The sequence below is a fragment of the Shinella sp. 1A1 genome (genome assembly GCF_055379515.1).
On sequence record NZ_AP039671.1, the window covers coordinates 2,809,509 to 2,822,500 of the forward strand.

The window sequence follows — 12,992 nt, forward strand, 5'->3', positions numbered from 1 at the left end:
GGATTGAAGTAGACATGCTCGACGAGTGGAGAACTTCCGGGCACCACTCTCAACTTTTCGGTTTGATGAGCATCTGCTGCAACGACGCGTACCCGGAGGTCCCGAACTGCAGACGAACAGCGTTAGCCGCTTGATCGGGGTCGATGCTCAATAGTTCCAGAAGACTTTTGCTGATCTTAGCTATGTAGTCCCACTGGGTTTTGGTTTGCGTCTTTTCGGGGCGTACCCAGTCCGGGGCTACCTCGCTCGCCGTTCGGATAACATCACCGCTGGCCTCGATGCGGTCCTCTACGTCGTCTGGCGAGGCAGCTAAGGCCATGGCAATGCCCACGAGGGAACCTACGAGTTGAAGTTCCTGCCACTTTGCACCCTTGCCGCCATCTTTGAATTGATCGGACCACAACTCATCGTGCGATGAATGGAGTTCGACAGCTTTTAGCAGCAGCGAGAACAGTTTGTTCAACGTCGATGAATCGGCCAGCCGGTGCGATGTGTTCTTCTGAATCGCGATCAGCAACTGGTCGATATTACGGCTAGTCGATGCCAAGTCTTTCCCAGCAGTATCATGCACCAGGACTGAGATGACCCAAGCTAGAACTTTAGTGCGCTTGTAGCGCGTGTCGCCAAAACCGTAGCTTTTCAGCGCCTCACTGAGCCGGTCAAGATTGGGGATGCCGGCCAGCGATTCGGCGATTTTGGCGACATCGGTGTTTGGGTCGGCGTCGCCGGCGGCAGCAAGGGTCGCGCGGGTGAGTTCGACCTCGTGGTAAACTGCATTACGGATCTCTTCAGCATTGAGGTGTACGCCCTGCTTGTTGTAGAGTCGAAAGACCTCATGGATCTGGGCTTGACTGGCCTTAGTGTATTCGATGACAGGAATGCGGTATTCAACGACTTCCTCGAACAACCCCTTTATCGTGACTTCCTCAGCAGCGACCTTGATCACCAGATCCTTAATCTGCGTGTAGTACTTCCCGCGGAGAGGCTCTAGGTAGGAGCCAACCAGCCCGCCTTCTCCGGTCGTGCGCAGCTTGAATGGGAAGTAGTATTCGTTCTCTTGTGTGGCATTGAGTGCGTAACCTTCCAGCGCTTTCCACGCACGGCGGAAGGCCGGGTAATCGTGGCGGAACAGATCCGCTAAATTCATGCTACCGTTATCGTCGAGACGCCCTTGATCGTTGAACTTTTTATCTCTGTGCCGAGAGGTGACCTCCGCAACCTTCTGCGTAGCGACAGGGTGCTTTCCCACAAATCGGAGGATGGTCGTGAGCCTCTGCTTGCCGTCAACGACCTCATAAGGTGTGGTAGGTCCAGTTCGCAGCAGAATGATGGAGGGCAAAGGGACGCCACGGAGAATTGACTCCATCAGAGACTGTCGGTCGCCGTTAGCCCATACATCACCTCGCTGATAGGACGGGGTTAGGTTAGGCACCTTATTTGTGAGTTGGTAGATCGGCCATACGTCGGCCCTTGCCGTGACCGGCTCCGGACTCACCGCCTCCTCACTCGCGTCGGACTCCGCCCAAGCGTCAGCCCACGACTGGGTAGCTACCGCACGGCTGGTGCCCTTGGTCTCAAGTTCTTCAAGAAAATTTCTCTGGAGCCGGACGGCTGCCTCGACGCGCTCTTGTAGACGCTCTAGCGTACGAAGGCTCAGCGGCGGGTAGGTGTCTCCGGGAGAAAGGAGGTCGGCGGGTTCAAGCTTGAGTTCAGCGATGAGTGCCTGAAGGAATGGTTCACCACCCGTGCGCGGGAGGTCCTCGCTGAAGCTCAGCCAGCCTTGAATCTCAGCCAGTTTGTTCATCCATGAGGCGGAGGCGAAGTCGACGTCACCGCTGCTGAATATTGACGATACTGGGTGAACGCCGTTCGGCGTGTCTGAAGCCTCGGAGAGGGTTGCCAACCCGTCGGCAATGCTCTCCATCAAGAGGGACCGCGGGTCTTCCCCGTCGACTTCGTCTTCGATGTGGTCAGTCATCCAGTAGCTCTCAACGGTTCGAGGTCAGAGGTGATGCTAGAAGTGGGCCGGATGAGTCCGTGCAACAATCTTTCGGCGATCGCTTTGACTACGCGGGCATTCACTGCGTTCCCCAAGGCTTTATAAGCGTCGAGGTCGGACGCGGGGAGTTGGATGCCGCTGAGGCACTGAAGTTCGGCGCACTCTTCTGGTGTCATGTAACGGCGTTCGCCGGTCAGGTTGGCACCAAGGATGGGCACTTGGGTCTGCGTGAAGGCGATGAGACTTGGGGAGGTAGTGGGGCGCTTGACCCGCAGCCCTGACGCACGGACCTGTAGTACGAAGTTGTCGATGTCTCGGACTTCACCTTGCGCGTTCCACTCCATCTTCTGGAAGCTAGAAGGGAAGCTTTGAGGGCTCCATCGTGCGATCCAGGGGTCGATCCAATGGCGGTTAGCTTGGTAGAATTCGCGATTTTGCCTGATAAAAGTCCGCTTCCACTGTGGAAAATTCAAATCACCTAGGCGATTAGCGTGGCTTGGTATCCTCGTAATTTGTTCGTCGAGCGAGCAGTCGAGGCACTGGCCGAAGCTGCCCTTGAAACCCAACTGGCTAAGACCCAACCCAGATCTCCGAATCCAAACCCCTGCTGGAGTCTCGTCCAGATATGGATAGGTTGCCCCAAATTCCATCGCCCAAATCGGGAAGGAAGGCAGCTTCAAAGAAGCCGGCGAGCGGCGCAGGAAGTCACCCCACATGTCAATGGCTCGCAGCGTCTGCTCCGGGATGGCGCGCTTGGAGTGCCCTTCGTGGCGCAGTACCCATTGAATTTCGGTTGGATCTTTATGCTTCGCTGGCCACTCAAAATGATCGAGACCGTGGAGTGATCCTACGAAGTAGGCGCGGTCTCGCACCTGCGGAATGCCGAAATCGTGCGGCGAAAAGTGCTCTACTTTGACGGAGTAGCCAAGCTCCTCCAACAAGCGAATGATTGTGCCCTTGGTGCGGCCACCGTCGTGCTTGAGGATATTGGGCACATTCTCCAAGATGAAGTGTAGTGGCCGCTTGACGCGCAAGATGTCGTGCACCTTGAAAAAGAGATTGCCCTGATTTGTATCCTTGAAGCCCAACTGGTCTCCTGCTTTAGAGAACGGTTGGCACGGGAAACCTGCGGTAAGGACGTGGTGATCGGGCACGTTGAGGGCTATGATTTCGTCGCTGCTCAACTCATTAAGGTCACCCCAAGCGTCGACGCCGAAGTTGACTTTATAGAGAGCCTTCAGTTTGGGCTCCCTCTCTGCAGCGAATACACCACACCCCTCCAATTCATCGAGGGCGACGTGGAAGCCACCCAGCCCAGCGAAGAGGTCGACGAAACGGAAGGCCTCGTTACTAGTTCCCATTATTCCAGCCCAACCCGTCTCGGCCTGGTCGGGCGAGATTTCTCATGATTTGTTGAAATGTACACTTTGTGCGATTTGTTGCTGTATGTCCAATAGTTTGTTGATTTCCTCGCGGAGTTGACCCCTGGGGGATGCGGACAAGAATTTGGAGTGGTTTTCCGCCCGTCACGGGCCCCGGGAAGAGTAATTGCCGCGCTGCGCACGGGTTGCCGCTTTCCGCCCTGTCGGCACGCCCTGGGGTGATGGTGCGCTTCGTCGCGCGGCACCTGCAAACAGCAGCTTTGTCCCGCAGAGCAATCATTGCCTCCCTCATAGCACAACTGCTTTCCTACTCGTAGCGGGCGTGGCCGCAACCAAGCCTGCGGACGGAAACTTGCGCGCACCTGAACCCCAGCGATCCCTTGATGATGACCAGAAGCGGAGCGGATTATCTTCCATCATCGTCAGTAAAATGGTGGCAGACAGCGGCCAAGCATCGGATCAGCTTGAGGGACAAACGCTGCCAATAAGAGCGTAAGACGGCCGGTACGGACCTTCATGGACAAACCAGACCCCGGTTCGGGCGATGGCGGTGGAGCAGGCCGGAAAGATACCCGTCCTCGTCACTGTGGCGAAGACGCCTGTGCTGCTTGCCCTGCGTGAGCCGTTGCATCGTTGGGTCGCATCACTGAACTGGAATGAGATCCGGTCGGGCCTGACGCTTCTGGCAATGACCTTTCTCATGCTGCCGATCCTGCCGAACAGGCCGGTCGATCCCTGGGGCACCGTGAATCCATATGAGATCTGGTTGCTGACCATCCTGATTGCTGCGGTCTCCTTCGCCGGCTACGTCGCTGTCTGCGTGTTCGGGGACCGGCTTGGCGTCCTGATGACGGCGATTGCGGGCGGGCTCGCCTCTTCGACAGCGACGACCTTGACGCCGGCAAGGCTTGCCCGCCGACACCCCGAGTCCAGCACGCTGCTTTCCTGCGGCGTGCTTCTTTCCGGCTTGACCATGATCATTCGCGTCGCAGTCGTGGCGATGGCCTTGAACCCAAGCTTGCTTCCGCATCTCAAATGGCCGTTTCTCATCGGCAGTGGCGTGCTCGCCATCGGCGCCGGGCTCCTGCTATTGCAGAGTCGCGGCTCCTCCGAACAGCCGGAACTTACGATCACCAACCCGCTGGAATTGACGCCTGCCCTGAAAATGGGGACGCTCATCACCGTGGTCATGGTGGTGTCGCATCTGCTTCAACAGTCATTCGGGGATGCGGGTGTCCTGGTGACAGCCGCCGCTTCGGGGATCGTCGATGTGGATGCGATTTCGATCTCCATGGCCCGCCTGGCGTCGCATTCGATCGAGCCCGGTCTTGCGGCAGATGCGATCCTGATCGCCGTGGCCATGAATACACTTGTCAAAGCCGTGATGGCGGCATGGGTCGGAGGCTCAAGGATCGGCGGGCGCGTCGGCGCCCTTAGCGTGCTCGGCCTTGCGGCCGGCATGGCCGCGTCTCTGTATATTGGCCGTCTGTGAATTGAGGCCCGGCAACCAACAACTTTGCCAGGGCCTGAACGCACTTCGGCGCATCACCCCGCAGACCACGGAACACTGTTCAACGATCAGGGAAACTGAATGAAAATTCTCGTCTTGAATGCCGGCAGCTCCAGTCTCAAATTTGGTGTATTCGATATCGCCTCGGAATCTCGCGAGATTTTCAAAGGCTCATTCGAACGCTTTCGGGAGGGAGGCTGCGATTTCCGTTTTCGCTGTGGCAAGACGGACCAGAGCGGCTCAGTCCACTACGCTGACATCGGCAACGCCATCGCCGCTATCCCCGGTGTGCTTCGGCAATTCGACCTCGGTGCGCCCGAGGCGATCGGCCATCGTGTCGCTCATGGTGGCAGTAGATTTACTGCGCCCGCGATCCTCGACGACGCGACCATCGGGGCGATCAAGGAGCTGTCACCACTGGCGCCGTTATATAATCCGGGCAGTCTGCAGGCCATCAGGCTCTGCCGCGCGCTTTGGCCTGCCGTGCCGCAAGTCGCGGTGTTCGACACCTCCTTCCATCTCACCAATCCAAGGTGTGTTTATCGCTGTCCCAATCGGCCTGGATGTTGGGTGCTGCTGCCTCGGATACATTCATGCCCGAGGCCTCGGAACCCACCTCATCGGCCCTGGTCTCCTCCGACGCCCTTACATCGACCATACGATGCGAGATCATCGCCTAGATGGTGGACGAAGATTTCAGCGAGGGTTACGATATCCGGCATGGGGATCTCGATATGCGTCTCAAGCCGCCCGGAGCGTTTCAGCGCATCGTCGATCTCCTGCGGCCTGTTCGTCGCGCCGACGATGATCAGCCCCTCACTCTTGACCGCCCCATCCAACAGCTCGAGCGCCTTGTTGACGACGGTATTCCAATAGTCGGCGTATTCCCGCTCGGCCGGCTACCGCTTGCCGATGCCATCGATCTCATCAATGAACAGGATGGCTGGCGCTAGCGCGCGGGCCTCTACGAAGGTTTTGGCCATCCTGGCGATGACGTCGTTCAGATGCCCGCCCTGCAGCCAAGTCGATACGAATGTGACAACCAGCGGCACCTGCAGACTGTTGCACAGCGCCCGAGCAAAGGTCGTCTTGCCGGTCCCGGGCGGTCCATGGAGCAGAAGCTTGGTGCTCATGTCCGACCAGACGAGAGCGCCCGCCCTGTGATCGGCCAGATCAGCCTTCAGATCCAGCGCCCTGGTCTTGGCCTTGCCGTAACCGGAGAGCGTCTCGACTGCGAGCAATGGACGATCGGCTTCACCGGGTCCCTATGGCTCCGGCTGGATGACCTCGGCGCCTGACGGCTTGTCGCGCTTCCATCCACCGCCGCTGTCTTTCCCGGATGAGGATTTCTCCGACGCTTTCGCATCCTGTTCCGGCTTCGACGATTTGCCCGTACCTCTGGATGCCGGTTCGTCGTCGTCGTCATCGCCATCATCCCGAGCGGCTACACGATTGCGCTCGGCGAGAGATGCCAGCACGGCGATGACCTGGGATGCGTTGCGCCCCGGCCGGAACGCCAGCACGACATCATCGATCGTCAGGTAATGCGCGTCGTAGGCCGTCGACCATTGTTCCAGCGCCGCCAGACCGCTGGCGCCGTGCATCGCCTCCACCATGCCACTAAGGAAGGGATAGTCCAGCCAGCCTGCCGCAAGACCGATGTCGGCGGCAATGGCGATGTCGGACGGGATGGCCTCCGCCTTCTCGCTTATCGCAACGACCGGATATTCCAGCGATGATCATAGCCGCTCCTGAAACGGACCGCTATCTGATAAGCCTCGTCGAAAACCTGGCCCGCCGACAGCACTCCAGCCAGGATCTCCCGAACGCCGTCCAGGTGCTTTCAGATCGAGGGTACACCAATGTGCAGATCGGCCAGAAAACCGGGCTGGATCCGAGCTACATTCAGGGAATCCTTCAGTTACTGCGAGTGACCTGAGTCCCTAAACTTCCTCCAAATTTTGGTAGAGTCCGTCACGATCAGGAGACGGACGACATGAAGCGTTCCCGGTTCACGGAAGAACAGATCATCGGGATTTTGAAAGAGCAGGAGGCGGGTGCGAAGACGGCCGATGTCTGCCGCAAGCACGGCATCTCGGATGCAACCTTCTACAAATACAAGGCGAAGTATGGCGGCATGGACGTTTCCGATGCCCGCAAACTGAGGGCGCTGGAGGACGAGAACGCCAAGCTGAAGAAACTGCTCGCCGAGACCATGCTGGACAATGCGATCCTGAAGGACGTGGCCTCAAAAAAATGGTGACGCCCGATGTGAAGCGGAATGCGGTGGCTCATGTCTGTGCGCAGCATGGGGTGAGCCAACGTCGGGCGTGCGAGATGTTGTCATTTGATCGGTCCACCATGCGATACCGCAGCGTGCGGCCTGACGATGCGGCCATTCGGGAGGCGATGAAGAAGGTTGCGTCGGAGCGCCGCCGCTTCGGTTATCGGCGCATCCACGTCATGCTGGACCGGCAAGGGATCGTCATGAACCTGAAGAAGCTCAGGCGGCTTTACCGGGAGGAGAAGCTGATGGTGCACAAGCGCGGCGGTCGCAAACGGGCCTTAGGGACGAGGCGTCCCCTGGCTTTGCCGTCACGCCCCAACGAGCGCTGGAGCCTGGACTTCGTCAGCGATGCCTTCACGGATGGTCGCCGCTTCCGTGTTCTGGCTGTCGTCGACGACTTCACCCGGGAATGCCTGTGCCTGATCGCAGACACATCCTTGTCGGGCGCTCGGCTTGCTCGCGAGCTGGACAGCCTCATCGCCAGACGGGGAAAGCCGAAGACGATCGTCTCGGACAACGGCACGGAGATGACCAGTATGGCCATCCTCAAATGGTGCCAGGAAACTCGTGTCGAGTGGCATTACATCGCCCCCGGCAAGCCGATGCAGAACGGTTTCGTCGAGAGCTTCAACGGCAGCTTCCGAGACGAATGCCTCAACGAGACCCTGTTCTCGTCGCTCGCCCACGCGCGCGCCGCTATCACCGCATGGAAGGAGGATTACAACAGAAACAGACCGCACTCATCGCTGGGCAACATCACGCCCAGCGAGTTCGCAATGAAAATGGCTATGGAAAAACAGGCCGCATGAGGCCAGATTGAAAACCCAAGACTCTCCCGAAAACTGGAGGGAAGTCGGGGCTCAGGTCACGAGCAGGAGAAGAACGTCTCATAACAGCCGTTGAAAAAGGATGGCTGCCACTTTCCCTGGCCGTCGAAATCGCCAGATCCAGCCAGGCCGACGTTCAGATCGCTATGATGGAAGCCTACGAAACTGGAACTCTAAAGGGGGACCAGCTTCTGAAAGTCCGGCGGCTGATCGATAAACACAAGGCGTTCGGTCAAAAATACCAGAAGGTAATTCAGCGCAACGAGAAGCCCATGACGGCAGCAAGGCTGGCGCAGACCTTCCAGGAGGAAGTTCGGCGCCAGCGTCTCGCCATCCAGAAAGCGGATGTGACAGAACAGCGGCTGCTCTTTGTCGTCTCTGCTATGCGCAAGCTGCATTCGGAGGAGCATTTTCGGACGCTGCTGCGAGCGGAGGGGATCGTCGATATGCCCAAGCCGCTCGCCGACCGCCTTTCCGGAGGAAAAAGCCAATGAGCCGCTCCACCTTCGAACAGCATACCATCACGGTACCTGTAAACGACACTCTGCCGACACGCACACTGTCACCCAGTCTGCGGTACTCCTCAAAGTTCAAGACGATCCTCGCGTCGATACAGGAAGTCGGCATCATAGAGCCGCTGGCGGTGTTCCCCGAAAAGGGTGGGAAAGACGGAGGCAGAAAGTACATTCTTCTCGACGGGCATGTGCGGCTGGAATGCCTCAAGGTTCTCGGTGCGACGCATGCCGTCTGTCTTCTTTCGAAAGACGACGAAGGCTTCACGTTCAATCGACAGGTCAATCGGCTGAATGCTGTGCAGGAACACCGCATGATCATGCAGGCAATTGCTAAAAAGGTTCCTGCTGAACGCATAGCTAAAGCGCTCAGCGTCAATGTGGAACGTATCCGCGAACGGCAGCGCATGCTGGACGGTATCGCGCCCGAGGTGGTGGAATTGCTTAAGGATAGGCTGGCGGCGCGCGGTGTATTCCCCATCCTGCGCAAGATGAAGCCAATGAGGCAGATCGAAGCCGCCGAAATGATGATCGCGGCAAATCGCTTTACGATAACCTATGCGACCATGATCCTTTCGGCGACACGCCCAGAGCTTCTTCTGGAGCCGAAGAAACCTAAACCGATAGAGGCCTCTGCGGAAGACATTGCCCGCATGGAGCGGGAGAGGGAAAGGCTCTATCAGGACTATCGAACAGTTCAGGATACGCTTGGCGACACGATGCTCGTGCTGGTCGTTGCCAAAGGCTACGTTTCCCGCCTGCTAAGAAATGACGCTGTCGTTGATTATCTGCTGCGATACCATGCCGATTCGGATTGAGTAGCGGCTGCCTGGCATGCATGGCGACGACCTCACGCATTTCCTGGCGCGTACCGACGCCGGTTCCGGTGATTGCGACGCCAGTCGCCGTCAGCCATTCCTGAATGAGTGGAACCGGTTCAGACACCAGCGCCGAGGCGGCGATGCGCCCGCGCGGCCGGATCGATGCGACGATCGCCGACCAGGTGGCGGGAATCGGCGCGGAATTGATCCCAGGATGGTAGCCGGGATTGGCCGCAAGGTTTTGCTCAAGCCTTTCGCCGGCGACGGCGACCTCTGCCGCGCCATAGCGGCGGGCATGGTCCAGCTTTGCCGGATTGCGGTCCACGGCCAGCATGTGAACGCCCATGCGGGTCGCGATCTGCAACGCATAAAGGCCAAGGCCGCCGCAGCCATCGACGGCCAACCTTTCGCCGGCGGTCAGGTCCGCCCGTCGAATGGCGCAATAGGCGGTGACGCTGGCGCACATGACCGGCACCATCGTCGAAGGGTCTACATCCGACGGCAGTCGCACGGCGAATGCGACATCGGCGACGGCATATTCCGCGAACCCTCCCGGCACGCTCAAGCCATAGGCTCGTTGATGCTGGTAGATACCGAGACGAAGCAGCCGTTCATCAACATCGTTCGCGATCTGATCGAGACGGTGGTGATCGGCAAGACACCGGGCCGTCGGCTGGCAGCTCTGCAGGTCCATGGCGATGTCGCCAACATCATGGCGTCGATGGATGTGATCGACATCATGCAACAGCAGTTTGTCGCTTCCGCCCAGAACGATATGATGGCCCGCATTGCGTCCGGCGAGCTTGAGACGGAGCACAAACACTAAAAAGCCCCGCGACATTTCTGTCATCGGGGCTTTTGATTTGGTTGCGGGGGCAGGATTTGAACCTGCGGCCTTCAGGTTATGAGCCTGACGAGCTACCGGGCTGCTCCACCCCGCGTTATGTTTTTGCATGCAAAAGGGCCGCTTTGAGGGCGGCCCGATTTCGGCTTGGGCCGAGGATTGTTTTGAGAAGATTTGATTGCCTTTAGCAGACCTGGCAGCGACCTACTCTCCCGCGTCTTAAGACGAAGTACCATTGGCGCTGGGGCGTTTCACGGCCGTGTTCGGAATGGGAACGGGTGCAGCCACCCCGCCATAACCACCAGGTCGGCTAAGGGCAATCTTTTGAGAAGCTGGTAGAAGGCGGAGCCTTCGTTTGTTTAGTCTGTGAACACGTCTGGCTTCATCGCCCTTTTTCAAAGGGCCGATGAGCATGAACAATGAGAACGATCAAGCCAATCGAGCTATTAGTACCGGTAAGCTTCACACATTGCTGCGCTTCCACACCCGGCCTATCAACGTGGTCGTCTTCCACGGCTCTCAAGGGAATACTCGTTTTCAGGTTGGTTTCCCGCTTAGATGCCTTCAGCGGTTATCCATTCCATATATAGCTACCCTGCTATGCCCTTGGCAGGACAACAGGTCCACCAGAGATATGTCCATCCCGGTCCTCTCGTACTAGGGACAGATCCTGTCAATATTCCTACACCCACGGCAGATAGGGACCGAACTGTCTCACGACGTTCTGAACCCAGCTCACGTACCGCTTTAATTGGCGAACAGCCAAACCCTTGGGACCTGCTCCAGCCCCAGGATGCGATGAGCCGACATCGAGGTGCCAAACAACCCCGTCGATATGGACTCTTGGGGGTCATCAGCCTGTTATCCCCGGCGTACCTTTTATCCGTTGAGCGATGGCCCTTCCACGCGGGACCACCGGATCACTATGACCGACTTTCGTCTCTGCTCGACTTGTCAGTCTCGCAGTCAGGCGGGCTTATGCCATTGCACTCGACGACCGATTTCCGACCGGTCTGAGCCCACCATCGCGCGCCTCCGTTACTCTTTCGGAGGCGACCGCCCCAGTCAAACTACCCACCATACACGGTCCCGGATCCGGATAACGGACCGCGGTTAGACATCCATGACGATAAGGGTGGTATTTCAAGGATGGCTCCACAGAAACTGGCGTCCCTGCTTCAAAGCCTACCACCTATCCTACACATGCCGACACGAATGCCAGTGTAAAGCTATAGTAAAGGTGCACGGGGTCTTTCCGTCTAACCGCAGGAACCCCGCATCTTCACGGGGAATTCAATTTCACTGAGTCTCTGCTGGAGACAGCGGGGAAGTCGTTACGCCATTCGTGCAGGTCGGAACTTACCCGACAAGGAATTTCGCTACCTTAGGACCGTTATAGTTACGGCCGCCGTTTACTGGGGCTTCGATTCAAAGCTTGCACCTCTCCTCTTAACCTTCCAGCACCGGGCAGGCGTCAGACCCTATACGTCGTCTTGCGACTTCGCAGAGCCCTGTGTTTTTGATAAACAGTCGCTACCCCCTGGTCTGTGCCACCCTTCTACGGTTGCCCGCAAAAGGGTCACGCTTCTTCCGAAGTTACGCGTGCAATTTGCCGAGTTCCTTCAGCAGAGTTCTCTCAAGCGCCTTGGTATTCTCTACCTGACCACCTGTGTCGGTTTCGGGTACGGTCTATACGGTGGAGCTATTTCCTGGAACCGCTTCCCTGCACACCCAATCCAATAAGAATGTACAAGTTACGCAATCCGTCACTACCACCAGGCCCACGAATATTAACGTGGTTCCCATCGACTACGCGTGTCCGCCTCGTCTTAGGGGCCGGCTAACCCTGCTCAGATTAACTTTAAGCAGGAACCCTTGGTCTTTCGGCGAGGGAGTCTCTCACTCCCTTTATCGTTACTCATGTCAACATTCGCACTTCCGATACCTCCAGAGGCCCTCACGGGTCCTCCTTCGCAGGCTTACGGAACGCTCCGCTACCACTGGACTTGCGTCCAATCCTCAGCTTCGGTGCATGGCTTTAGCCCCGTTACATTTTCGGCGCAAAACCCCTTAATTAGACCAGTGAGCTGTTACGCTTTCTTTAAATGATGGCTGCTTCTAAGCCAACATCCTGGTTGTTTTGGGAGTCTCACATCCTTTCCCACTTAGCCATGACTTGGGGACCTTAGCTGGAGGTCAGGGTTGTTGCCCTTTTCACGACGGACGTTAGCACCCGCCGTGTGTCTGCCGACTAGTACTCCTCGGTATTCGGAGTTTGGTTAGGATCAGTAAGACGGTGAGTCCCCATAGCCCATCCAGTGCTCTACCCCCGAGGGTATTCGGTCGACGCTCTACCTAAATAGATTTCGCGGAGAACCAGCTATCTCCGAGTTTGATTGGCCTTTCACCCCTAGCCACAAGTCATCCCAATCTATTGCAACAGATGCGGGTTCGGTCCTCCAGTTGGTGTTACCCAACCTTCAACCTGCTCATGGCTAGATCACTCGGTTTCGGGTCTAATGCGTCGAACTGAACGCCCTGTTCAGACTCGCTTTCGCTGCGCCTACACCTACCGGCTTAAGCTTGCTCGACACACTAAGTCGTTGACCCATTATACAAAAGGTACGCCGTCAGCCTTGCGGCCTCCGACTGCTTGTAGGCAACCGGTTTCAGGTTCTATTTCACTCCCCTTGTCGGGGTGCTTTTCACCTTTCCCTCACGGTACTTGTTCGCTATCGGTCATGCACGAGTACTTAGGCTTGGAGAGTGGTCTCCCCATGTTCAGACAGGATTTCACGTGTCCCGCCCTA

8 protein-coding genes, 1 tRNA gene, 2 rRNA genes and 3 pseudogenes (1 of these 14 only partly in view) are annotated in these 12,992 nt (G+C 57.6%); 6 read left to right on the forward strand and 8 right to left on the reverse strand.

The window, feature by feature from the left end:
* Positions 1 to 49: 49 nt before the first annotated feature.
* Entirely contained in the window at positions 50 to 1,978 is a 1,929-nt protein-coding gene (locus tag ACZ48C_RS13730; RefSeq protein ID WP_464781445.1) for a GmrSD restriction endonuclease domain-containing protein, read from the reverse strand.
* Positions 1,975 to 3,360, reverse strand: coding sequence for a DNA (cytosine-5-)-methyltransferase (dcm, locus tag ACZ48C_RS13735; RefSeq protein ID WP_464781446.1), 1,386 nt, complete (start codon positions 3,358 to 3,360; stop codon positions 1,975 to 1,977). Before dcm ends, ACZ48C_RS13730 begins: the two co-directional genes overlap by 4 nt.
* Before the next feature lie 565 nt (positions 3,361 to 3,925).
* Here dcm and ACZ48C_RS13740 point away from each other — a divergent pair.
* Positions 3,926 to 4,873 carry an MgtC/SapB family protein gene (locus ACZ48C_RS13740; protein WP_464781447.1) on the forward strand — a complete coding sequence of 316 codons (948 nt, stop codon included), beginning with the start codon at positions 3,926 to 3,928 and terminating at the stop codon, positions 4,871 to 4,873.
* A gap of 99 nt (positions 4,874 to 4,972) precedes the next feature.
* Entirely contained in the window at positions 4,973 to 5,767 is a 795-nt protein-coding gene (locus tag ACZ48C_RS13745) for a hypothetical protein (RefSeq protein WP_464781448.1), read from the forward strand.
* Here the strand turns inward: ACZ48C_RS13745 and ACZ48C_RS13750 are convergent.
* Both ACZ48C_RS13750 and ACZ48C_RS13755 read right to left on the reverse strand, forming a co-directional pair.
* Positions 5,674 to 6,024 (reverse strand): annotated as a pseudogene (locus ACZ48C_RS13750) (ATP-binding protein); the annotation flags it as partial. The gene ACZ48C_RS13745 and the pseudogene ACZ48C_RS13750 sit on opposite strands and share 94 nt — an antisense overlap.
* Positions 6,025 to 6,156: 132 nt before the next feature.
* The gene (locus tag ACZ48C_RS13755; RefSeq protein WP_464781449.1) at positions 6,157 to 6,495 is read right to left on the reverse strand and encodes a hypothetical protein; all 339 of its coding nucleotides are present in this window, start codon (positions 6,493 to 6,495) and stop codon (positions 6,157 to 6,159) included.
* A 131-nt stretch (positions 6,496 to 6,626) separates the two neighbouring features.
* Here ACZ48C_RS13755 and ACZ48C_RS13760 point away from each other — a divergent pair, with 131 nt between their 5' ends.
* From ACZ48C_RS13760 to ACZ48C_RS13775, 4 genes and pseudogenes are all read left to right on the forward strand, one after another.
* A complete protein-coding gene (locus ACZ48C_RS13760) occupies positions 6,627 to 6,830 on the forward strand; it encodes a hypothetical protein (protein WP_464781450.1) in 204 nt (67 codons plus the stop codon).
* 57 nt (positions 6,831 to 6,887) lie between these two features.
* Positions 6,888 to 7,987, forward strand: a protein-coding gene (locus ACZ48C_RS13765; RefSeq protein ID WP_464781451.1) for an IS3 family transposase whose coding sequence is annotated in 2 segments (ribosomal slippage) — positions 6,888 to 7,140 and positions 7,140 to 7,987 — 1,101 coding nt in all. Because the reading frame shifts where the segments join, the coding sequence is not laid out codon by codon here.
* Between the two features lie 71 nt (positions 7,988 to 8,058).
* Positions 8,059 to 8,499: pseudogene (locus tag ACZ48C_RS13770) on the forward strand (plasmid partitioning protein RepB C-terminal domain-containing protein); the annotation flags it as partial.
* Positions 8,496 to 9,335 (forward strand): plasmid partitioning protein RepB C-terminal domain-containing protein, encoded by an 840-nt coding sequence (locus ACZ48C_RS13775; RefSeq protein ID WP_464781452.1) that lies wholly within the window; start codon positions 8,496 to 8,498, stop codon positions 9,333 to 9,335. The pseudogene ACZ48C_RS13770 and the gene ACZ48C_RS13775, both read left to right, overlap by 4 nt.
* A 79-nt stretch (positions 9,336 to 9,414) precedes the next feature.
* Here the strand turns inward: ACZ48C_RS13775 and ACZ48C_RS13780 are convergent.
* From ACZ48C_RS13780 to ACZ48C_RS13795, 4 genes and pseudogenes are all read right to left on the reverse strand, one after another.
* Positions 9,415 to 10,188, reverse strand: a pseudogene (locus ACZ48C_RS13780) (zinc-binding dehydrogenase); the annotation flags it as partial.
* A gap of 14 nt (positions 10,189 to 10,202) precedes the next feature.
* Positions 10,203 to 10,279 (reverse strand) — tRNA-Met (locus ACZ48C_RS13785).
* 94 nt (positions 10,280 to 10,373) lie between these two features.
* Positions 10,374 to 10,488 (reverse strand): 5S ribosomal RNA (rrf, locus tag ACZ48C_RS13790).
* Positions 10,489 to 10,607: 119 nt separating this feature from the next.
* A 23S ribosomal RNA gene (locus ACZ48C_RS13795) occupies positions 10,608 to 12,992 on the reverse strand (it continues 412 nt past the right edge of the window).

Coding starts and splice junctions, on each gene's coding strand:
- ACZ48C_RS13730 (WP_464781445.1), bottom strand. CDS start 1,978: ATGACTGACCACATCGAAGACGAAGTCGACGGGGAAGACCCGCGGTCC.
- dcm (WP_464781446.1), bottom strand. CDS start 3,360: ATGGGAACTAGTAACGAGGCCTTCCGTTTCGTCGACCTCTTCGCTGGG.
- ACZ48C_RS13740 (WP_464781447.1), top strand. CDS start 3,926: ATGGCGGTGGAGCAGGCCGGAAAGATACCCGTCCTCGTCACTGTGGCG.
- ACZ48C_RS13745 (WP_464781448.1), top strand. CDS start 4,973: ATGAAAATTCTCGTCTTGAATGCCGGCAGCTCCAGTCTCAAATTTGGT.
- ACZ48C_RS13755 (WP_464781449.1), bottom strand. CDS start 6,495: ATGCACGGCGCCAGCGGTCTGGCGGCGCTGGAACAATGGTCGACGGCC.
- ACZ48C_RS13760 (WP_464781450.1), top strand. CDS start 6,627: ATGATCATAGCCGCTCCTGAAACGGACCGCTATCTGATAAGCCTCGTC.
- ACZ48C_RS13775 (WP_464781452.1), top strand. CDS start 8,496: ATGAGCCGCTCCACCTTCGAACAGCATACCATCACGGTACCTGTAAAC.